We start from the raw sequence: 21,963 nt of genomic DNA on the forward strand, positions 1-21,963 counted from the left end.
CCCCGCCCCGGCGCCCTTCTTTTCTCCCGTGCACGCGGGTTGATTTCGGCCTTCCTCTCACCAGGACGGCCGTGACGACGAACGCCCAGCCCACCTCCCGCGACGGCGGGGGCCGCGACGCCGCTGGCGCGCGGGACGTGGAGCTCCTCCGCGAGCTCGCCGCGGCCCGCTCCGCGCTCACCGCGCAGATCGCCCGTCGCGTCGTCGGGCAGCACGAGATCGTCGACAACCTCGTCGCCGCGCTCCTCGCCGGCGGCCACGTCGTCCTCGTCGGCGTCCCCGGGCTGGCGAAGACGCTGCTCGTGCAGACGGTGGCGCAGGCGCTCGACCTCGCGTTCTCGCGCGTGCAGTTCACCCCCGACCTCATGCCGAGCGACATCACCGGCACCGAGCTGCTCGAGGAGGACCATGCCACGGGGCACCGGGCGTTCCGGTTCGTGAAGGGGCCGATCTTCGGCAACATCGTGCTCGCCGACGAGATCAATCGCGCCCCGCCGAAGACCCAGGCGGCGCTCCTCCAGGCGATGCAGGAGCACGCCGTCACGGCCGCCGGGACGACGCACCACCTGCCGGAGCCGTTCTTCGTGCTCGCGACGCAGAACCCGATCGAGCAGGAGGGGACGTATCCCCTGCCCGAGGCGCAGCTCGACCGGTTCATGTTCGAGCTGCGGGTGGGCTACCCGTCGCGCGACGAGGAGGAGCAGATCGTCGCCATGACGACGAGCGACCGCCACGCCGAGCCGGCGCCGGTGCTCGGCGCCGCGCGGCTGAGCGAGCTGCAGCGGCTCGTCCGGCGCCTGCCGGCCCCGCCGACGGTCGTGAAATACGCCGTCCGGCTCGCCCGCTCCACCCGGCCCGACGACGCCGACGCGACCCCGCTGGTGAAGAAGTACGTCAGCTGGGGCGGCGGCCCGCGCGCGTCGCAGTACCTGATCCTCGGTGCGAAGGCGCGCGCGGCGCTCGACGGTCGTCCGGTGCCAGACCTGGACGATGTGCGCGCCGTGGCGCTCCCGGTGCTGCGGCATCGGCTGGTCCTGAACTTCCAGGCCGAGGCGGACGGCGTGGGCGTGGAGCAGCTCATCGACCTGCGGGAGCGAGCTTAGCCTTTACCCGGTAAGGGGCGCGTCTTTCTGACGCATCGCCAACGTCACAGATTGACGCTGTGGTGACGGACATGCGGACTCTTCGTTGCGTGATCGCCGGGCCGACGGGGGCCCGGCGGCGCGCACGATGAGCCGAAGTCCCGGCGAGGACGCCCCATGATCCGGCTGCGTACGCTCGGCGAGTGCATCATCGAGGTCGACGGCGAGCACTACACGCCCGACTCGGACCAGCTGTTCGCCGCCCTGGTCTATCTCACGACCGAGCGTGGGCGGCACCTGCCGCGCCAGGCGCTGGCCGAGCTGCTGTGGCCCCACCACGATGCGACGCGGGGCCGCCACTGCCTGCGGCAGCTCCTGTATCGGCTCCGCATCGGCGGCGCCCCGGTGGAGGGGGGCCGGGAGACGCTCATGCTCCCCGAGTCGCTCGTCGCGCCGACGTTCAGCGCCGCGCCGGCGGCCGAGCGGCTGGTGGCGGAGCGGATGGCCGGGACGCTCACGATCGGGCCGGTCCTTCCCGGCTACGAGCCCCACTTCTCTGGACGGTTCGCGGAGTGGCTCGACAAGGCGCGGGCGGCGATGGAGGCGCGCGTGCGGCGCGTGCTGCTCGAGGTCGCGCACGCGCACCGCCTGCGCGGCGAGTGGGGCGAGGTGGACGCGCTCGCGCGCGACGTCCTGCTGCTCGATCCGCTGAACGAGGAGGCGACGCTGGCGCGCGCCGAAGCGACGGCGATGGAGGGCGCGAAGAACGAGGCGATCGAGATCCTCGACCGGTTCGTGGCGGAGCTGGGTCCCGAGCGCTCGCAGCTGCATCTCCCGGCGACGGTGCTCCGGCGGCGCATCGCCGAGCGGTTCCCGTCGCGCCGCTACGGCGGCCCGTCGGAGCGCTGCTTCGTCGGCCGCGCGGCGATCATGCAGACGCTGTCCACGGCGATGCTACGCGCCCGCAACGGCGAGGGGAGCGGCGTGCTCCTCACGGGCGCCCCGGGGATCGGCAAGACGCGACTGGTCCACGAGCTCACGAAGGTCGCCTCGATGCAAGGCGTCCGTGTGGTGCGCGCGACGACGGTGGAGTCGGACGCCGAGCGTCCGCTGTCCGCCTTCTCGGAAGCGGTGCCGCAGCTCCGCGCGCTCCCCGGCGCGATCGGCGTCGCGCCCGACTCCCTCGCCTTCCTCGACCGCCTAACGGAGGTTCACCCGGCGGGCGGCGTGCAGCCCGACGACATCAGCGACCCGCGGTGGATCGCGTCGCGGATCCGGCAGTCGATCGTGGATCTCTGCGACGCGGTGACGGGGGAGGCGACGGTGCTGCTGGTGATCGAGGACGTGCACTGGCTCGACGCGTCGTCGTGGGCGGTGATCGCGTCGCTCCTCGAGTGGCTGCCGAAGAAGCGGCTGCTGATGCTCCTCACGTCGCGCGGCCCGCACCCGACGCCGGTGACGCCGCAGCGGTGCGTGGAGCAGCTGGCGGTGCATCCGGTGCTCGCGCTCACGCCCGAGGCGGCGTCGGCGTACGCGCGCGAGATCGTGAAGGATCACGGCGGGTCGTTAGGCGAGGACGCGCTCGCGTGGTGCGTGTCGGTCGGCGAGGGGAATCCGCTGTTCCTGCGGGAGCTCGTGGTGCACCGGTTGGAAGGCGGAGCGGAGGGAACGATGCCGCCGTCGTTGCAGGGATTGTTGGACGCGAGACTGGCTCGACTCAGTCCGACGGCGAGGCGAGTACTTGAGTCAGCATCCATTCTCGGCGAGTTCGCGATGATGGAGCACTTGCGCACGGTCCTGGAGCTACCGTCGCATGCTTTCGCGGGCGCGCTGGACGAACTGACCGCCGCATTGCTCCTGGATGACGAGTCAACGGTCGTTGCTCCACGCCATGAACTCATCCGACGTCGAGTACTGGACACTACTTCGCGAGCAGTACGGCGACTTCTTCATGGGCGTGCCGCCGCATGCCTCTCGGATACTAAGTCCCAGCATCCGACTGCCGAGCGCCTCCTCGCTGCCGCTACACACTGGCGCGCTGCACAAGAGGCAGATCGTGCAGTCGACACACTCATGGATGCCGCTGGAGCCGTGGAGCGCCTCGGGGCGATTCCCGATAGCATCAGGCTCCTAGAGGGAGCACTCGAATTCGATCCATCTGAGTCGAAGCGGACAAGCATTCTGCGTAGAACACTTCGATGCCTTTCGCTAAGTGCCTCGTGGGAAAGAGCCAAGCTCGTCGGAGCCGAACTTGCAACCTTGCGCGCGGCCACACTCGACCCTGAGGCCTCCGCTGGCGACGCACTACTGAGGATAAACGCGGAATTCCGAAGCGGCGCCGACACACTACCCCTGCTCGACGAGTTGTACGCCGTCGCGGCCGATCCGCAATTCTCACCCGGCACACGAGTCCAGGCAGCCAGGTTGGGTCTCGTTCTCGCAACGAATAGCGGGCGCGGCGAGGCTACTGCGCGCTTCTGGGAGGTCACGGCGGATGCGCGGACCAGTCCGACACTCGACCCGCTGGAACGGCTTAACCTGGAAATGATCTTCGAGGCCGACCACGGAGACCCTCGGAAGGCCCTGGAGCACGCTGAGGCGCTTCGAATACTGGCCGCCGAGGAGTCCGATCCTCTGAAGAGACTAGGCGCCTTGCAAAATGTCGCGCAGGCCTATGTCCTCGTCGGGATGGGAACGCAAGCTGTGCCGTATCTCGAGGCCGCACTGCGCGCCGCGCGCGAAGCGGGCAGCGTTCACTTCGAGGTGCTCGCCGTACATACGCTATTCGAAGTCCACCTGCTAGAGCGAGACAAGTCGCGGGCACAGTACTGGCTCGAGTGCTTCCAGCAACGAATATCGACGTTCCCGCAGCATGTCTATCGTACACCGCTACTGGAGTCCAACGCGCGCCTCGCGTTACTGGAGGGACGCTGTGACCGAGCGTTCCGCGCAGCCTTTGAGTTGTACGAATCCGTTCGCTCCGAACCGTTTCCGCTTCTCTGGATCCTCAGTGGAGCAATAACGACGCTCGTAGAGGTGCTGCTCAACTGCAGCGACGAGACGGTTGATCCTGCCCTGATCCGCGAGCTTGAACGCGTCCACGTGTCATTACGATCCCAGCCCATGCAAGACCGGACTGCTGCCGTGCTGGCACTTGCGCTAGAAAGGAGCGGTCGTGCAGACGACGCGGCTCGCATCATCGGTGACTATGTGCGCGAGTTCCGGCGCTCGCTCGCAGCGTGGACGTCGCCTGCCTCCCTCATCCGCGGATAGCGCGGCGACACACGATTCAACATCGATGCGACGGATTGGCCTTGGGGCAACAACAAAGACGAGCCCCAGCCAGGGTGGCTGGAGCTACTGATCACAGCGGCGTACGGGAGTAACCGGCCTTACGCGACGACTTTCTCAGGAGCCGGGTTGGAATCGGACACCAGCTTCAACTCATACCGAGTGGCATTGTCGCTCTCCATCGGCGCGAACAGCGCGTCCCAGTACGGGCCGGCTAACAGCTTGCCAACGATTGCTGGATCGAACTGCGTGCCAGCGCAGCGCTCAACTTCCTTACGTACCTCCTCAACACTCAGCCCGCGGCGGTACGAGCGGTCAGACGTCATGGCGTCGATCGTGTCGGCGATTGCCATTACACGCGCCATGAGAGGAATGCTCTCTCCTCGCAGACCATCAGGATAGCCAGCACCATCCCAGCGCTCGTGGTGGTGACGCACCGCCGGCAGGACATCGTGCAATTGCGAGACGTTGCGCACTAGGTTCTCGCCGTCGACCGGATGCTCCTTCATCAGGATCCACTCGTCGCGAGTGAGGCGGTCGGGCTTGCTCAGTATTGGTGCGTACTTCTCATGGATCTTGCCTACATCGTGGAGGAGCCCTGCAACGCGGATGCGCTCTACCTCTCGGTGGCTCAAGCCGATGGCACGTGCGATCTCGACGCTCATTCTCGAGACTCGGCGTGAATGCCCCGAGGTGTAGGGGTCTCGAGCCTCGATGGCGCTCACCATGAGCTCCAGCATCTCGTGCGACACGCGCTGAAGCGCCCGATTCGTCTGATAAAGCCTATTGATCCAAATTAGCGTCGTACAACCGACGATCGTCCAGCCGATCGGGTACTTGACCGCTGTATAGGCGATGACGGCTGTAAATGGGCTTACCAGTACATCGTCTATGATGGTCTTGCCGGTCACCGCGCGCCATGTGCGGCCGAGCGGCTGACCGCTCGACAGGGCGATTACGCCAGAGGTGACACCACTGCTCGTAAGGTTGTGAGCGACAAGCAGCGCGATAACGGAGACGACCGGAATTCGATCGTGACCGGCCCAACCGCTTCCCCCCGTCGCACGGAACGCGATGATCGAGACCGCGTTCGCCAGCGCTAACGACGTCGAGTTGAAGAGCGTCTTATGAAGTGGAGCGCGTCGCCGAATCTCAAGGGCAAAGACGGTAACACAGACGATAAGTGGAACCGTCCAATTAGCCACTGCGAACGCGGCGGCCGGGAACAGCAGGAAACCAACGCTAGCGCGCGTACCCTTCTGATCTAATTCATACGTGAGGCTTCCGTACAGCCAGCCGATGGCGCAGAGAATCCCTGCGATCGCCGCGGACTCCACGGTCGCCTCTGGCCCCCAAGCATATAAGGCCGTCACAGCGAGCGCTGCGAGGGCCATGATGCTGCAGATGTAGACTCGCACTCGTGTCTGCATCAGTCAGGGGAGGAGGAGGTGATCCCCCCGGCCTCCGATCCCTAGGTCACCACCAAATCACGCCGCCAACAGTCGCGATGCCGTCCAGAATCGTGAGAATCAGGTCCATGGGAGTGTCCTCGCCAGTGAAAGTACAACGTGTGAACTGCACACATTTTCACGGCTCGGCTCCGCTCTACTGCCGAATCTGATTCCGCTTCGCTCTAGTACAGACTAGGTGTCGTGCTGCCTACTGGTCCTGCAATGTGGTCGCGCGGGTTTCATCCCGACGCGACCGATCGACAGCATTCGCGCAAGCGGTGTAGCAAAATGGAGTGGCTAGGTCTCTTTGGCTCGGGGGGCTCGCCGCATCGACTGCCTGCGGCGAGATGTTCTCCTGTAGGTTAGGCGTTTGGAACGTGCTATCGGTGTCGGGGATCCTCCGCCCGGCGCGTGAGGCGCCCACGAAGCATCACGGGTGAGTCTCGGTTGTTAGGCACCCCGCCTGAAGCGGCGTGACGAAGAAGTGTGACGATCGGCCGGTCGGCCGGCGCGTACGCTCAGCGCCCGCGGCCCACCCAGCGGTTCGTCGCGTCCAGCACCGCCAGCGCCGCCGCGGTCTCCACGTTGTCGCGCACCTCGCAGCTGCCCGTCAGCAGCGCCGCGCCGCGGCCCTGCCGCGCCGTCACGCCGACGAACACGAACTCGCGCCCGAACGCCGCGATCACCTGCGACCCTTCCAGCGCCAGCCCCACGGCGTCCGGCGAGAACTGGCTCAGCGCGGCCAGCGTCGCGCGCGCCGCGATCTCCTCGGTGTGCGACCGCGCGCCCGTCGGCGCCTCGGCCTCCGCCTCCACCGTCTCGCTGCCGCGGCGCAACGCCACGCGGCACCACGCGGTCTTCGACGAGCGGCGCACCTCCACGTCGTCGAACGTCACGCGGCGCTCCGCGGGCGCCGCCGTCGGCAGCGGAGAGATCGTCGCCGTCGGCCGCGGCGTCGGCCGCTGGCGCGCCCCCTCGCTCGTCGTCGCGACCGAGATCTTCCGATGGTCGACGCGCACACCGAACTGCGCGAGCAGCGCGCTCTCCACGTTGCGCACGGTCTGCTTCGCCGGCACGTCCATCCCCGTCAGCACGTGGATGTCGCTCACGCCGCCGCCGTCGACTTCGACGATGCGGGCCGAGATGACGCCGGGAAGGCTCGCGATCAGCGCCTCGGCCTCGGCGACGGGCAGGGCCGTCGGCTGCGAGGGGCGAACGATCGTGCTCGATGGATGCGACACGGCGGGTGCGGGCGTGGGGAAGCGGGGGCCAGCGCGGAGCGCGGGTCGGGTGGCGTACCCCGGGGATGTCGCTGGGGAGCGTCAGCCGGAGACGGCGCGACGCGAGAGGCGGGAGACTGCGTGCTGCGAGGGGGGAACTACGAGAAGGGGACGAACTACCGGTGAATTGTGCCGGGTGCGGCAGAGCTTAGCAACCCGCGAAGTCCTCATTCACGGAATCGTCACTCGCTCGTCGCGCTCTCGGGCAGCTGATACTCGTGCAGCTTCCGATAGAGCGTGCGCTCGCCGATCCCGAGGAGCTCCGCGGCCCTGCGACGATTACCCCCCGTCTCGCGTAACGCGGCCTCGATCGCGAGCCGCTCGATCTCCGCCATCGTCATCCCCGGCGAGATCGTGACGACGTTCGGCGGCGGCGCGGTCTCGCGCGCCTCGATCGCCGCGACGGCCGGCGCGACGCCTACCAGCGGCACCTCGCTCGGCGCCGCGATCTCGCGCGACGCGCGCTGCGCGGCGCGCTCCTCGTCCAGCCGGCGACGGAGCTCCTCCACCTGGAGCTTCAGCTCGAGCAGGCTGCGGACGATGAACTCCAGCTCTCGCCCCTGTGCGCGCTCGCCGTCGCGCACCATCGGGCCCACGGCCACCGGCAGCAGCCGCGCTCCCGCCACCTCGCTCCCCTCGCGCAGGTGCCGCGGCAGGTCCTCGGGGCGGATCTCGCGACCCGGCGCGAGCACCACCATGCTCTCGATGAGGTTCCGCAGCTCGCGCACGTTCCCCGGCCACGGATAGTCCACGAGCAGCGCCATCGCGTCCGCGGCGATGCCGTGGAACGGTCGGTCGTGGCGCGCCGCGTACTCCGCCACGAACCGCCGGACGAGCAACGGGATGTCCGACCGTCGCTCGCGCAGCGGCGGCAGGTAGATGCGCAGGACGTCGAGCCGGTAGAACAGGTCCGCGCGGAACGTCCCCTCCATCACGTGCTCGCGCAGCGGCCGGTTCGTCGCCGCCACCACGCGCACGTCGACCTCGATCGGCTGCGCGGCGCCGAGGCGCGTGACCTCGCGCTCCTCGAGCACGCGCAGGAGCTTCACCTGCGTCGCCGGCGGGATCTCGCCGATCTCGTCGAGGAACAGCGTGCCGCCGTCCGCCAGCTCGAAGCGGCCGAGCCGCCGCTCCGCCGCGCCGGTGAACGCGCCCTTCTCGTGGCCGAACAGCTCCGACTCGAGCAGCGTCTCGGGCAGCGCGCCGACGTTCACGGCGATGAACGGCTTGCCGCGTCGAGGACTCAGTCGGTGGATCGCGCGGGCGACGAGCTCCTTCCCGGTCCCGCTCTCGCCGTCGATGAGGACCGTGCTCGTGACGGGGGCGATCTGCTCGACCTTCACGAGCACTTCCTGGATCGCCTCGCTCTCGCCGATGAGCCCCGTGGCTTCCTGCAGTCGGCGCCGCTCGAGCAGGCGGCGCACGCCGTCCGCCACCTCCTCGGGGACGATGGGCTTCGGATAGAGCCTCGCGTATCCGGCCTCGCGCAGCCGCGCCGTCGTCTGCGGGTCGCTCACGTCGGTGAGGCCGACGGCGGGCACGCCATCCCAGGAGAGGTGCCGCACGAGCGAGAGGTTGTGGGGGTCGAGCAGGGCGCCGGTGAGGATCACGACGTCGGGGTGGCCGCGGCGTAGCACGGCGCGGATGTCGTCGAGCGGCGAGACCATCTCCGTCGCCAGGCCCGCCGCCTCGAGCAGCGCGTTGATGCGCACCGCCGGCTCGACGTCGCTGAGCGTGAGGACGGCGCGGTACGCACGCTCCGCGTCGCGCGCGCCGCCGGCGCTGCGTCCGGTCCGCGGCGCGCTCACGTCCCTTCCCTCCGCGGGGCCGAATGGTCGGTCACACGCCCGCGCAGCACGTCGCACGCGTGGTCGACGATGGGGTCGAGCGCGGCGAGTCCGTCGCGCACGCCGCCGGGAGAGCCGGGGAGGTTCACGACGAGCGCCCGCCGCCGCACGCCGGCGAGGCCGCGGGACAGCGCGGCGCGCGGGAACGACGCGCCCGCGGTCCACCGGATCCGCTCGGCGATGCCGGGCGCCTCGCGCTCCAGCACCGTGCGCGTCGCTTCCGGCGTGACGTCGCGCGGGGCGAGGCCGGTGCCGCCGGTGGTCAGCACGAGCTCCGCGACGTCGGCGTCGCACCACTCGGCGAGCTGGCGCGCGATGCGCTCGGCGTCGTCGGGGACGAGCGCGCGCGCCGCCACGTCGTCGCCGCGCCGCTGTGCCCACGCCACGATCTCGGCGCCCGACGTGTCCGCGCGCTCGCCGCGCGCCCCTGCATCCGAGATGGTGAGAATCGCTACGCGCACACCCCGCCCTTCACTTGTGCGACGCGTGCTTGTAGAAGGGCGGCTTCACGACCGTCGCGCCGACGCGCTTCCCGCGGATCTCGAGCTCGAACGCGGTGCCTTCCTTCGCCGCCGCGGTCGGCAGATAGCAGGTGCCGATCGGGATGCCTAACGACGGGCTGAGCGTCCCCGAACACACCACGCCGCTCGGCGCGTTCTCGTAGAACACCGGATAGCCGTGGCGCGGGAACACCCGCTCCTCGCTCGTGAAGCCGACGAGGCGGCGCGGGATCCCCGCCGCCTTCTGCCGCTCGAGCGCGTCACGTCCGACGAAGTCGCCCTTCCCCATCTTCACGAGCCAGCCGAGCCCCGCCTCCAGCGGCGTGGTCGTGTCGTCGATGTCGTTGCCATAGAGCGCCATGCCCATCTCGAGCCGCAGCGAGTCACGCGAGCCGAGCCCGCACGGCGTGATGCGCCCGGTCGCCATGAGCGCATCCCACATCGGGCGCGCGTTCGCGGCGTCGAAGTACAGCTCGAAGCCGTCCTCGCCGGTGTAGCCGGTGCGCGAGACCACGGCGGGGATGCCGGCCATCTCGCCTTCGGTGAACCAGTAGTACTTGATCGCCGACAGATCCGTCTTCGTGAGCGGCTGCAGGATCGCCTCGGCGTCGGGCCCCTGCACGGCGAGCAGCGCGATGTCGTCGGTGCGGTCGTCGACGGTGACGGCGAAGCGCTCGGCGTAGCGCTGCACGTGCGCGAGGTCCTTGTCCTTGTTCGACCCGTTCACGACCATCATCACGCGATCGGCGAACCGATAGACGAGGCAGTCGTCCTCGATCGTGCCGCGCTCGTTGAGGATCGTGGAGTAGTGCACCTGCCCGATCTCGAGCTTCGCGACGTCGTTCGTCGTGACGTGGTTCACGAACTCGATCGCCTGCACGCCGCGCACGATGAACTCGCCCATGTGGCTGACGTCGAACACGCCGCACGAGGCGCGCACGGCCTTGTGCTCGGCGGTGATCCCGGTCGGGTACTGCACCGGCATCTCGTAGCCCGCGAACGGCACCAGCTTCGCGCCGAGCTCCCGATGGATGTCGTGGAACGGCGTGCGCTTGAGCGCGTCAGCGGTGACGGCGTCGGCCATCGGGTGATGCTCCGGTCGAGTGAGGGAGGACCGGGAATATGCCGGGGTGGCAGGACGCTTGGAAGGCCTCCGCGCCACGCTCCACGCTCCCCGCTCCGCGCTCACCATGTGCCGCCAACTGGCCGAGCGTGGAGCGTGGAGCGGAGAGCGTGGAGGAGCTCAGCGTGTCTCGACGCCCGGCGCCCGCTGGATCTCGCTCTCGGAGAGCGTGCGCATGTCCGCCACCTTCGGCGGCTGCCCGGTGACGATGCCCTTCGCGATCTCGAACAGGACGAGCGGCGTCGGGCGGTCCTGCTTCGAGTAGATCACGGAGTGCGCCTCGACGAGCACGAGCGCGATGCGCGGGTCGTCCGGGCCGCCGTCGCGCGCGCCGCCCTCGTCGCCGAGCCAGGCGCGCCAATCTGGCTTGTAGAGGTCGTGGACCAGACGCTTGTCCTGCGTCAGCACCGCCATGCCGCTCACCGACACCCACTCGCGGGTGCGGTCGCGGTAGAACCCGAGGTTCACGTGCGGATCGGTCGCGAGCTCGTCGAGCTTGTGCGACTCGACGTTCGTCATGAACCACAGATCGGTGCCCGCGGTGCGCCGCTGCACCTGCATGGGACGCGTCACGAGGTGCCCGTCGGCGCGGCGCGTCGTCATGAGCGCGACCTCGATGCCGTCGATCAGCGCGTAGAGGTCGTCGAGCTTCTTGTCGAGCGAGACGTCGTCGTCGCGGTTCTTGTCCTCGGCCTTCATGCGTCCCCCCTCCCGGTGTCGCGCGGCCCCCCATGGGCCGTCGTCGACGAGGGCGAGCGCACGATCGGTGCCGACCGCCGCTCAGCGCCCCGCGAGCTCGGACACGACCGCCGCGACCTCGGCCGCGTGTCCGGCGGTCCGGACCTTCTCGAACACGCGCGCCACGCGGCCCGCGGCGTCGATGACGAACGTCGTGCGCAGCACGCCCATGTACGTGTTGCCGAACATCGACTTCTCGTGCCAGACGTCGTACGCCTCGGCCACGGCGTGCTCGGCGTCGGCGAGCAGCGTGAACGGCAGCGCGTACTTCTGCCTGAACTTCGCGTGCGACTTCACCGAGTCGGGGCTGACGCCGAGCACCGTCGCGCCCGACGCGTCGAAGCGTGGAAAGAGGTCGCGGAAGCCGCACGCCTCCTTCGTGCACGTCTCGGTGTCGTCCTTCGGGTAGAAGTACAGCACGACGGGCCGGCCGCGCAGCGCGCTCAGCGTGAGCGGCGCACCCGTGTCCGTGGGCAGCGTGAAGTCGGGGGCGAGATCGCCCGGGGCGAGCATCCGTCGGGCCTCCGTCGGGCTTCCGTTAGGCGAGGCGCTCGCCGCCCATGAGCGCGGCCATCACCGCCTTCTGCACGTGCAGGCGGTTCTCCGCCTCGTCCCACACGGCGCTCTGCGGCCCGTCGATGACGTCGGCGGTGACCTCCTCGCCCCGATGCGCGGGGAGGCAGTGCAGGAACACCGCGTCACGCGCCGCGCGGCGCATGAGCGCGCCGTCCACCTGGAAGCGGGCGAACGCGCGCTCGCGCTGCGCCTGCTCCTCCTCCTGCCCCATCGACGCCCACACGTCGGTGTTCACGACGTGCGCGCCCTGCACCGCCTCGGCCGGGTCGCGCACGAGCGTCACGCGCGCCGCGCCCCGCGCGCGCTCGAGCAGCGCCGCGTCGGGGTCGTATCCCTCGGGACACGCGAGCGCGAGCTCGAAGCCCAGCCGGTAGGCCGCGTTGATCCACGAGTTGGCCATGTTGTTCCCGTCGCCGACCCACGCGACCTTCTTCCCCTCGTAGCCGCCGAGCCGCTGCCTAACGGTGAGCAGGTCGGCGAGCACCTGGCACGGGTGCAGGCGATCCGTCAGCCCGTTGATCACCGGCACGGTCGCGTGGCGCGCGAGCTCCTCCACCTCGTCGTGCGCGAACGTGCGGATCATGATGCCGTCGACGTAGCGCGAGAGCACGCGCGCGGTGTCGGCCACCGGCTCGCCGCGTCCGAGCTGCACGTCGCGCGGCGACAGGAACAGCGCCTGTCCGCCGAGCTGCCACGCGCCCACCTCGAACGACACGCGCGTGCGCGTCGACGACTTCATGAAGATCATCGCGAGCGACTTGCCGGCGAGCGGGCGCGCCGAGTACTCGCCGCGGCGCATCCGCTCGGCGAGGTCGAACAGCGCGTCCAGCTCGGCCCGCGTGAAGTCGGGGATCGCGAGGAAGTCGCGGTGCGCGGGACCGGTCGGGAAAGCGGGGGCGGACATGGCGGCGTGGTACGGAAAGGGGCTGAACCTAAGGACCGCCGACCGGCGCGAGCAAGGGCGCCCCCGGTGACGAACGGGCAAACCCTCCGCGACGATCGCCCTGTCTCACGCGTGTGGCCGCCGTCGACCGACGGTGCGCCGTCGCGTGGCCCCTCGTCGGAGGAACCCGATGCGCCGAACGCTGCTCCCGATCGCCCTCCTCGCCGGCGCCCTCGCGGCGGCCGCCCCGTCCGCACGCGCCCAGACGACGCGCATCGAGGTCCGGAAGGACTCGCGCGGCGAGATCGAGTGCCTCCGCAACGGCCGCCGCGTGAGCTGCGACGAGCTGCGCGACGAGCGCGACGTCCGCGCCGACCGGGACCGCGACCGGGAGCGCGACCGGGAACGCGACCGCGCGCTGGATCGCGCTCGCGACGCGCGGGAGCGCGCCCTCGACCGCGCGGCAGAGGCGCGCGAGCAGGCGCTGGAGCGGTCGCGCGCGGAGCGGGAGCGCGCGCTGGAACGCGCCGAGGCGGCGCGCCGCCGCGCGGCCGACGACCGGCGCCGCCAGCTCGACTGGGCGGAGACGCTGCGCCGCGATCTGCAGCGCGACCTGGAGCGCGACCGCATCCGTGACCGCGTCCTGCGCGCGCGTCCACGCTACTACGACACACGACCGCGCCTCTCGCTCGGCGGTGGCGCGGACATCCGACGGTTCGACGACGTGAACCGCTACGTCGCGCACGGCGGCGTCGACTTCCGCACGAGCTCCGGGCTCGGCATGCGCCCCGAGGTGGTGTTCGGCTGGACCGACCGGCAGCGCGAGACGCTGCCGACGATCGTGTGCCCCGCGTGCGGCGCGCTCCCGGTCACGGCACAGACGTTCGAGTTGCGCAGCCGTAGCAAGATGCTCGGCGTGAACCTCGACGCCACGTACACGATGCTGCGCGGCTCCTTCGTGCGCCCGTACCTGCTCGGCGGCGTGGGCGTGCTCAGCACGCGCGAGACGCTACCGGTGGTGGCGACGACGACGTCGCTCAGCTCCGTGCAGGGGGCGACGGCGCTCACCTACCGCACCGAGTCGCACGACCGCGTCGACCTCGGGCTCAACGCCGGCGCGGGGATGGAGTTCGGACGCGGGCCGGTGCGGGTGTTCACCGAGTTCCGCTACTTCCTGAACGACACGCCTTCGGCGCGCGGATTCTCGGGGATGCTGCCGATAACGGCCGGACTGCGGTTCTGATAACCCGGCGCTGAAACGCCGGCTCCGGTACAGCGGCGCTGGGAACGCGTGGTGTCAGAGCCGCCGTTCCAGCGCCGCTTCGTCAGCGCCGAGGTCTCAGCGCCGTCTCACAAGATGTACTTGCGCAGATCCTCGTCGTCGGCGACCGACTTCAGGCGATCGCGGACCATGGCCGCGTCGACGACGATCTCGTCGCGACCGCGGTCGGGGAGCTCGTAGAGGACGTCCTCGAGCAGCGTCGTCATGACCGTGTGCAGGCGGCGCGCGCCGATGTTCTCCATCCGCTCGTTCACGCGCGCCGCGGTGCGCGCGACCTCGCGGATGCCGTCGTCGGTGAAGCGGAGGCGGGCGCCGTCGGCCTCGACGAGCGCCTGGTACTGCTTCGTGAGCGCGTTCTCGGGCTCCGTCATGATGCGCACGAAGTCCTCCTCCGTGAGCGGCTTCAGCTCGACGCGGATCGGGAAGCGCCCCTGCAGCTCGGGGATCAGGTCGCTCGGCTTCGCGACGTGGAACGCGCCGGCCGCGACGAACAGGATGTGGTCCGTCTTCACGAGGCCGTAGCGCGTCGGCACGTTCGAGCCCTCGACGATCGGCAGCAGGTCGCGCTGCACGCCCTCGCGCGACACGTCGGGCCCGCCCCCGTGGTCGCCGCGGGCGGTCGCGATCTTGTCGATCTCGTCGAGGAAGATGATGCCTAACGACTCCACGCGCTCGAGCGCGTCGGCGGTGACGTCCTCGAGGTCGATGAGCTTCTCCAGCTCCTCGTCGAGCAGGATGCGGCGCGCCTCGGAGACCTTCACGCGACGCTTCTTCTTCCGCTTCGGCAGCATCTCGCGCAGCCATTCGCCGAACGCGTCGGCGCCCTCCGGCGCGCCGGGCGATGCCATCATGTCGAACGCGGGCGCGCGCTGCTCCACCTCCACCTCCACGTCGCGCCCATCGAGCTGCCCGTCGATGAGCAGTTGCCGCAGCTTGTCGCGGGTGCGGCGGTAGCGGTCGTGGTCCTCGTCGCCATCGGCGTCGCCATCGCCCACGGACGGCACCGGGATCGGGTGGTCCGGCGTCACGCTCCCCGACGGCGAGACGACGAACACGCCCGCCGCGAGCGCGTCGGGCGCTGGCTCGCGCGACGTGCCGTCGGTGCCCTGACGCGACGACGGCAGCAGCAGGTCGAGCAGCCGGTCGTCGACGCGCTCGTTCGCGAGGTCCTCCACCTCGCCCTCCCGCTCCGTGCGCACCATGTCGATGGCGCTCTCGACGAGGTCGCGCACCATGGACTCGACGTCGCGACCGACGTAGCCCACCTCGGTGAACTTCGACGCCTCGACCTTGATGAACGGCGCGCCCGCGAGCTTCGCGAGACGGCGGGCGATCTCCGTCTTGCCGCTCCCGGTGGGGCCGATGAGGACGATGTTGTTCGACGAGATCTCGTCGCGCAGCGCCTCGGGCGCGCGCTGGCGGCGCCACCGATTGCGGAGGGCGATGGCGACGGCCTTCTTCGCCTCGGTCTGACCGACGATGTAACGATCGAGCTCGGCGGCGATCTGGCGGGGCGTCAGGTCGGCGAGACGAGCGAGCGCTTGTTGCGTTCGCTTGGATGGCATGAGCGAGGCGTTCGGATCCGGGGCGTCGTCCGGAATCTAATGGCCCGGCCCTGGCGGACGCCGCGCGTGGAGGAACCCCAGGGCCATGGCCCTGGGGCCCTCCTAACCTACGCGATGCGGCGGTCGGTCCCCCTTTCCTTCCTCAGGCGCGGCGGCGACGCGAGTAGCCGACGCCGACGAGCGTCAGCATCCCCGACGCCATGAGCGTGACGGTCGACGGCTCCGGCACGGCCGACAGCGCGAACGCGCCGGTGGCCGAGGAGGACGTGTTCGCGCCGCCGTTCTGCCGGTAGGAGACGCTGACCGCGTAGCTGTCGAGCGTGTAGTAGCCGCCGCCGACTCCGCTGCCCATGTCGAACGACGTGTGGCAGTCGTTCTTGCGGACGCCCGGGTTGGGGGCGTTGGAGGCGAGCGTGGCGATGGAGCAGCTCGCGCCCGACGGGTCGAGATCGACGCCGAGGTTCACGAGGAAGTTGTTGCCCGTCTGGACCACGACGGGAGTGCGCGTGCCGACGAGATAGGCGGGGACGTTCGACTGCGTCACGGCCCCCGACGTCGGCGACAGGATGGCGGCGCCCGACGCGATCGAGGCGATCGAGATGCCCGGACGGCCCTGCGACGCCACGCCGTAGTCGATGGTCGACGACGGCTCGGTGTAGATGCTGTGCGTCAGCGGCGCGATGAACAGGAAGGCGATGTCGTTCGTCGACGCCGTCGAGTTGTTCAGCCCCACCGTGTAGTTCAGCCCGGGGCTGGCGCCCGTGGCGTAGCTCGCCGTGAGGCTCACCGACGTGTTGCCGGCGGTGCCGCCCTGGACCGAGTAGCCCGATCCGGCGGCCTGGATCAGACAGCTGAAGTTGAAGACCTGCTGGTTGAGCCGTACGAACGCGTAGTACCCGGCGACGCTCGTATTCGAGAAGTCGCTCGGGTCACACGCTGCATGGGCGACGGACGGCAGTGCCGCCACCGCCGCTGCCGCGGCTGCTTGGAGGGAACGCCGCATCGGAACTCCTGGGGTGGGGATCGAGATGGGTCGGCGCATGGACAGCATCGCCGCTGGGCCTACGTCCTGCGGGCACGACCGTGACTTCGTCCCCGTCGCTACAGTACAACTCGCCTGATCGTCTTACAAGGTACGGCTGAGACTGCTGCTTCCATCGCGCCGCTCCGCTCGTCGTGCAGCCCGTCGTTGAGCAAGTCGGGGACCCCGCGCGGCAGGGCGGCAGGCGCGACCCGGCATTTCGGGCAAACCGTTCTCCTACAGGCACTTACCCGAAACGCGGCACCTGCGGCGGCGGAGCCACACCGTCGCGCGAGCGCCGCAGACGCACCACAGGGCGTGGCGCCGACGCTACGCCGTGGGCTCCAGCACCACGATGTTCGTGTTCGTGTAGACGCAGATCTCGCCCGCGATCTCGAGCGATCGGCGAACGACGTCGCGCGGCGGCAGCGCGGTGTTCGCGACGAGCGCGCGGGCGGCGGCGAGGGCGTAGGCCCCGCCCGAGCCGATGGCGAGGATCCCGTCGTCCGGCTCGATCAGCTCGCCGTCGCCGGAGATCACGAAGCCGTGCTCGCGGTCGGCGACGGCCAGCAACGCCTCGAGCCGCCGGAGCACCCGGTCGCTGCGCCAGTCCTTCGCCAGCTCCACGGCGGCGCGGGGGACGTTCCCCGGATAGCGCTCCAGCTTCTCCTCGAACTTCTCGAACAGGGTGAGCGCGTCGGCGACGGAGCCGGCGAAGCCGGCCAGGAGCCGTCCCCCGCGCAGCAGGCGGACCTTCTGCGCGTTGTTCTTCATCACCGTGTCGCCGACGGTGACCTGGCCGTCGCCGCCGAGGGCGACCTCGCCGTCGCGGCGGACGGCGAGGATGGTGGTGGCCCGGACGCGCGGGAGGATGCAGGCGGTGGGAGCGGACATGCGGGCCAATCTAACCGCGCTCACCCGCCCTCCGACCGACTCAGCGCAGCGGCGCCGAGGGCGGCGGTGGCGGCGGGGGCGCGTCCGTGGGCCGGTCGGCGCTGCGGCCGCGGCGGGCGGCGCCACGAAAGAACAGGAGCTCGCGCAGGTACTGCCGGTTGCGCCAGCTCCCCACGGCGAGGCACACGACCCCCGCCAGCACGGCGATGTTGCCGTACGCCCACGCGTCACGCCCGATGAGGGCGGCGCCGAGGGCCGCGATGCCGACCCCGATGAGCCCCTCGCCGGCGCGGTCGCGCTCCGTGCGCGCACGGCGTCGGCGCTCGGCCACCCGCAGCTCCGAGTCGGGGACGCGCGAGTCGAAGACGAGGGCGAGGCCGCCGAGCGCCACGACGACGCCGAAGATGAGGGGAAGGAGCTCCAGTCGCACGCCTAGCGGGGGTGCAAGATCGCGACCGCCGGCGGACGCCAGTATGCCGTGAGTCCCACGTTCCACACCGCGTCAGCGCCCGACACGCCGACCATCTCGAGCCGCCCGCCGCCGGTGGACGACGGCAGCGTGAGGTCGACGGCGAGCTGGTCCCCGAACGCGACGACGGGCCCGGTCCACTGCCCCGCGACGCGCGGCTGGATCACCCACCACCGCACCGCCTCTCCGGCCGGCGGCGTGATGTGCACCGTCCACACGCGCCCGGCCGCGGTGGGCGTGCCCTCCGTCGCGGTGACCGTCGGCGCGCCGGGGGGCGTCGGGTCGAGCCACGGCGTGGCCGGCGGCAGCGTCGGCACCTGGTACACGGTGGAGACGAGCTGGCGCGCGACGCCGGTCACGGACGAGAACAGCGACGTCGTGTTGTAGAAGATGTTGCCCGGCGCGCCGGGGATGGTGCGCGTGACGGCCACCTGGTCCGAGATCTCGTTAGGCAGGAACGCGCTCGTCGTCCCATCGCGCACGCGATAGCTCGCGACGCCGGGCCACAGGTGCATGTGGACGACGTTCTGGAGCGCCCACCAGGTGTTGAGCGCGGTGTAGCTCTGCTGCGGGGCGCCGATGGCCCAGTAGAGCTGCGGCGCGAGGTAGTCGGCCCAGCCGCTCGTCAGCCACAGCCGGGAGTCGGCGTAGATGTCGGCGTACGCGTCGAGCCCCGTGATGCCGGGCGGGTTGCCGGGGCGCCAGATGCCGAACGGCGAGATGCCGACGCGCACCCACGGCTTCACCGCGTGCACCTGCCGGTACAGCCGCTCGACGAAGCGGTTGATGTTGTCGCGTCGCCAGTCGGCGCGCGCGAGGTTGCGCGGATTGAACCGCGCGTACGTCGCGCTGTCGGGAAAGTCGAGGATCGCGTTCGTCTTCGGGTCGCGCTCCTGGTACGGGTAGAAGTAGTCGTCGATGTGTACGGCGTCGACGTCGTAGCGGCGCACGACGTCGAGAATGACCTGCACCGTGCGCTCGACGACCTCGGGGTCGCCCGGATCCATCCAGAGCTGTGTGCCGTACACGCGCGCGAGGTCGCGCCGCGCGCGCCACACGTGCGTCGCGGCGAAGCGCGCCGTGTCGGCGGCGAGCCCCGCGCGGAACGGGTTGAACCACGCGTGCAGCTCGAGCCCCGCGGCGTGCGCCTCCTTCACCGCGAACGCGAGCGGGTCGTAGCCCGGATCCACGCCCTGCGTGCCGGTGAGGTAGCGCGACCACGGCTCGTACGGCGACGCGTACAGCGCGTCCGCGGCCGGACGAACCTGGAGGATCATCGCGTTCAGGTTCGTCTGCACGTAGTTGCGGACGATGTTGCGCAGCTCCGTCTGCTGCTGCGCGGCGGGGAGCCCGGCGCGCGACGGCCAGTCGACGTTCGACACGGTGGCGACCCACGCGCCGCGGAACTCGCGCCGCGGCGTGGGCGCCGTGTCCGACGGGGGCGGCGGCGGCGTGACGGGCGTCGGCGTAGGCGTCGGCGCGTCGGGCGCCGTCGGATCGCCGGCGCACGCGGTGCCTAACGCGAGCGCAGCGAGGGCGAGGCGCGCCCGTCGCACAGGAGCAGGTCCGTCGGCGCTGCCCGCCTCAGGACTCACGCCCGTGGGTGCGCCTTGCGGTACACCTGCTTGAGCCGCTCGACGCTCGTGTGGGTGTAGATCTGCGTGGTGGACACGGAGGCGTGGCCGAGCAGCTCCTGCACGGCGCGGAGGTCGGCGCCCGCGTCGAGCATGTGCGTGGCGAACGTGTGGCGCATGGAGTGCGTGGAGAGGCCGCTCTCCTCGTCGACGAGCCGCAGCAGCGCGACGACAGCCGACTGGATCGCGCGCACGCTCACACGCTTGCCGCGCTCGGTGAGGAAGAACGCCGCGCGATCGATCTTGCCGCCGAGCCGACGGGCGAGGTCGTCGCGGCGCGACTCGTAGTTGCGGAGCGCGAGCACGGCGTGGTCGCCGATCGGCACGATGCGCTCCTTGCGCCCCTTGCCGCGCACCTTCAGCTGCTGCCCGACGAGATCGAGGTCGGTGCGGTTGACGCCCTGGATCTCGGAGACGCGCAGCCCCGCGGAGTACAGCAGCTCGAGCAGCGCGAGGTTGCGCACGTCGACGAAGCGCCCCTCGGTCCGTGCGCGGCCCTCGACGGCGGCGAACAGCCGGTCGACCTGCGCGCGGTCGAGGTACTTCGGCAGATACTTGTCGAGCTTCGGCGTACCGACCGCGCGCGCGGGGTTCGCGTCGACGACCTCCTCGCGATGGAGGAAGCGGAAGAACGAGCGCACGGCGGAGAGCATGCGCGCGCTCGACCTTTTGGAGAGCCCGCGACGCGCGAGGTGGCCGAGGAAGCCGCGGATGGCGAGACGGTCCACCGTGCTCCAGCTCCACGGCCGCGCGCCGTAGAAACCGGCGAGGAACGTCGTCAGCTCGCCGAGGTCGCGCGCGTACGCCTTGATGGTGTTCGGCGAGACGTCGCGCTCCTTCGCGAGGTGCTCGAGGAAGTCGGTGACCTGGTCGCTCATGTCCGAGAAAGCAGGTGTCTCGCGTCGATCGACACCGCCCATTCGTCGCGCCACCCCACGAGGTCCGCGAGCGCGCGCTCGGCGAGCCGCAGGCGCTTGGTCTGCTTGTCGCGCACCGGCTCGACGAGGTCGTCGACGAGGCCGAAGTTCGCGTTCATCGGCTGGAAGTGCGCCGGGTCGGCGTCGCGCAGATAGCGGTACAGCGCGCCGAGCATCGTGGTCGTGGGCGGCAGCACCGGCTCGTCGCCGCGCAGCATGCGATCGAGGTTGATGCCGGCGAGCAGACCGGTCGCGGTGCTCTCGGTGTAGCCCTCGACGCCGGTGAGCTGGCCGGCGAGCAGCGTGGTGGGCGCGTCGCGCAGCGCGAGGTGCGGCGCGAGCGCGGCGGGCGCGTTCACGTAGGAGTTGCGATGGATCGAGCCCCAGCGCAGGAACTCGGCCTGCTCGAGACCCGGGATCATGCGCAGCACGCGCTGCTGCTCGCCGGTGCGCATGCGCGTCTGGAACCCGACGAGGTTCCACATGCGGCCGTCGCGGTCCTCCATGCGCAGCTGGGCGACCGCCCACGGCCTCACGCCGGTGCGCGGGTCGCGGAGGCCGATCGGCTTCATCGGTCCGAAGCGCAGCGTATCGCGTCCGCGCTTCGCCATCTCCTCGACCGGCATGCATCCCTCGAAGTACGGGATGGGGTCGAACGCCTGACCCGCGTACTGGTCGGCGGCGACGAGCGCGTCGAGGAACGCCTCGTACCGCTCGCGCGTGAACGGGCAGTTGAAATACGCGCCCTCGCCGCCGGCGCCCGCCATGGTCTCCTTCCCCCACCGCGCGGCGCGGAACGCGATGGACGTGTCGATGGAGTCGCCGGCGACGATGGGCGCGATGGCGTCGTAGAACGCGAGCGCGCCGGTGCCTAACCGTTCGGCGATGGCGCGCGTGAGCGACTCCGACGTGAGCGGCCCGGTGGCGACGATCCCCGGCTCGGGGAGGTCCGTGACCTCGCCGACATCCACGCGGATGTTGGGATGCGCGTGCACGCGCTCGTGCACGGCGCGGGCGAACAGCTCACGGTCGACGGTGAGCGCGCTGCCGCCCGGGACGCGGGCCTCGTCGGCGGCGGCGAGGATCATGGATCCGAGCGCGCGCATCTCGGCCTTCAGCAGGCCGTGCGCGTTCGTCGTCTCGGTGCTCTTGAACGTGTTGGAGCAGACCAGCTCCGCGAGCCGATCGCTCTTGTGCGCGGGGGTGGTGCGGAGCGGACGCATCTCGTGCAGCACGACGCGATGCCCCCGCTCCGCCAACTGCCAGCTCGCCTCGCAACCGGCGAGGCCTCCTCCGACGACGTGAATCACTCCCATGTCGGAATCTACCACGCTCCACGCTCCTCCACGCTCCACGCTCCACGCTCGCTCCTACGCGATGCGGAGTGAGCGTGGAGCGTGGAGCGTGGAG

18 protein-coding genes are annotated in these 21,963 nt (G+C 70.4%); 3 read left to right on the plus strand and 15 right to left on the minus strand.

Going from position 1 to position 21,963, the window contains the following annotated elements; genetic code table 11:
- Positions 1 to 71 precede the first annotated feature (71 nt).
- Positions 72 to 1,103, plus strand: coding sequence for an AAA family ATPase (locus tag J421_RS19935; protein ID WP_025412935.1), 1,032 nt, complete (start codon positions 72 to 74; stop codon positions 1,101 to 1,103).
- A 156-nt stretch (positions 1,104 to 1,259) separates the two neighbouring features.
- Positions 1,260 to 4,355: an ATP-binding protein gene (locus tag J421_RS19940; protein ID WP_025412936.1), complete on the plus strand. Its 3,096-nt coding sequence runs from the start codon at positions 1,260 to 1,262 to the stop codon at positions 4,353 to 4,355.
- 119 nt (positions 4,356 to 4,474) lie between these two features.
- Here J421_RS19940 and J421_RS19945 read toward each other — a convergent pair whose 3' ends face one another.
- From J421_RS19945 to argF, 8 genes are all read right to left on the minus strand, one after another.
- Positions 4,475 to 5,791 (minus strand): HD-GYP domain-containing protein, encoded by a 1,317-nt coding sequence (locus J421_RS19945; protein WP_158508850.1) that lies wholly within the window; start codon positions 5,789 to 5,791, stop codon positions 4,475 to 4,477.
- Positions 5,792 to 6,342: 551 nt separating this feature from the next.
- Positions 6,343 to 7,065: a hypothetical protein gene (locus J421_RS19950; protein WP_025412938.1), complete on the minus strand. Its 723-nt coding sequence runs from the start codon at positions 7,063 to 7,065 to the stop codon at positions 6,343 to 6,345.
- 221 nt (positions 7,066 to 7,286) lie between these two features.
- The gene (locus tag J421_RS19955) at positions 7,287 to 8,912 is read right to left on the minus strand and encodes a sigma-54 dependent transcriptional regulator (protein WP_201773049.1); all 1,626 of its coding nucleotides are present in this window, start codon (positions 8,910 to 8,912) and stop codon (positions 7,287 to 7,289) included.
- On the minus strand, positions 8,909 to 9,412 hold the full coding sequence (locus J421_RS19960; protein WP_025412940.1) for a MogA/MoaB family molybdenum cofactor biosynthesis protein: 504 nt from the start codon (positions 9,410 to 9,412) through the stop codon (positions 8,909 to 8,911). Before J421_RS19960 ends, J421_RS19955 begins: the two co-directional genes overlap by 4 nt.
- A 10-nt stretch (positions 9,413 to 9,422) precedes the next feature.
- Positions 9,423 to 10,535 (minus strand): glycine cleavage system aminomethyltransferase GcvT, encoded by a 1,113-nt coding sequence (gene gcvT / locus J421_RS19965; RefSeq protein ID WP_025412941.1) that lies wholly within the window; start codon positions 10,533 to 10,535, stop codon positions 9,423 to 9,425.
- A 159-nt stretch (positions 10,536 to 10,694) separates the two neighbouring features.
- Complete coding sequence (locus J421_RS19970) at positions 10,695 to 11,273, minus strand: pyridoxamine 5'-phosphate oxidase family protein (RefSeq protein WP_025412942.1); 579 nt, start codon at positions 11,271 to 11,273, stop codon at positions 10,695 to 10,697.
- Positions 11,274 to 11,354: 81 nt separating this feature from the next.
- Positions 11,355 to 11,825 carry a thioredoxin-dependent thiol peroxidase gene (bcp, locus tag J421_RS19975; RefSeq protein ID WP_025412943.1) on the minus strand — a complete coding sequence of 157 codons (471 nt, stop codon included), beginning with the start codon at positions 11,823 to 11,825 and terminating at the stop codon, positions 11,355 to 11,357.
- A 25-nt stretch (positions 11,826 to 11,850) separates the two neighbouring features.
- The gene (gene argF / locus J421_RS19980; RefSeq protein ID WP_025412944.1) at positions 11,851 to 12,792 is read right to left on the minus strand and encodes an ornithine carbamoyltransferase; all 942 of its coding nucleotides are present in this window, start codon (positions 12,790 to 12,792) and stop codon (positions 11,851 to 11,853) included.
- Between the two features lie 169 nt (positions 12,793 to 12,961).
- On the opposite strand from argF, the gene J421_RS19985 reads away from it, so the two are divergent.
- Positions 12,962 to 14,014, plus strand: a complete 1,053-nt coding sequence (locus J421_RS19985) for a hypothetical protein (RefSeq protein ID WP_025412945.1) — start codon at positions 12,962 to 12,964, stop codon at positions 14,012 to 14,014.
- Positions 14,015 to 14,121: 107 nt separating this feature from the next.
- Here the strand turns inward: J421_RS19985 and hslU are convergent, their stop codons facing one another.
- The 7 genes from hslU to trmFO all read right to left on the minus strand — a co-directional run bounded on the left by hslU (position 14,122) and on the right by trmFO (position 21,869).
- Entirely contained in the window at positions 14,122 to 15,618 is a 1,497-nt protein-coding gene (hslU, locus tag J421_RS19990; protein WP_025412946.1) for an ATP-dependent protease ATPase subunit HslU, read from the minus strand.
- A 142-nt stretch (positions 15,619 to 15,760) separates the two neighbouring features.
- The gene (locus J421_RS19995) at positions 15,761 to 16,621 is read right to left on the minus strand and encodes a PEP-CTERM sorting domain-containing protein (RefSeq protein ID WP_148306410.1); all 861 of its coding nucleotides are present in this window, start codon (positions 16,619 to 16,621) and stop codon (positions 15,761 to 15,763) included.
- Positions 16,622 to 16,969: 348 nt separating this feature from the next.
- Complete coding sequence (gene hslV, locus J421_RS20000) at positions 16,970 to 17,533, minus strand: ATP-dependent protease subunit HslV (protein ID WP_025412948.1); 564 nt, start codon at positions 17,531 to 17,533, stop codon at positions 16,970 to 16,972.
- Positions 17,534 to 17,573: 40 nt separating this feature from the next.
- The gene (locus J421_RS20005) at positions 17,574 to 17,963 is read right to left on the minus strand and encodes a hypothetical protein (protein WP_025412949.1); all 390 of its coding nucleotides are present in this window, start codon (positions 17,961 to 17,963) and stop codon (positions 17,574 to 17,576) included.
- A gap of 2 nt (positions 17,964 to 17,965) precedes the next feature.
- Positions 17,966 to 19,558: a glycoside hydrolase family 10-like protein gene (locus tag J421_RS20010; protein ID WP_025412950.1), complete on the minus strand. Its 1,593-nt coding sequence runs from the start codon at positions 19,556 to 19,558 to the stop codon at positions 17,966 to 17,968.
- Positions 19,559 to 19,593: 35 nt separating this feature from the next.
- Entirely contained in the window at positions 19,594 to 20,514 is a 921-nt protein-coding gene (locus J421_RS20015) for a tyrosine recombinase XerC (RefSeq protein ID WP_025412951.1), read from the minus strand.
- A complete protein-coding gene (gene trmFO, locus J421_RS20020; RefSeq protein WP_025412952.1) occupies positions 20,511 to 21,869 on the minus strand; it encodes a methylenetetrahydrofolate--tRNA-(uracil(54)-C(5))-methyltransferase (FADH(2)-oxidizing) TrmFO in 1,359 nt (452 codons plus the stop codon). The genes J421_RS20015 and trmFO overlap by 4 nt, the downstream gene beginning before the upstream one ends.
- Positions 21,870 to 21,963 lie beyond the last annotated feature (94 nt).

This window comes from Gemmatirosa kalamazoonensis (genome assembly GCF_000522985.1).
GTDB lineage: Bacteria > Gemmatimonadota > Gemmatimonadetes > Gemmatimonadales > Gemmatimonadaceae > Gemmatirosa > Gemmatirosa kalamazoonensis.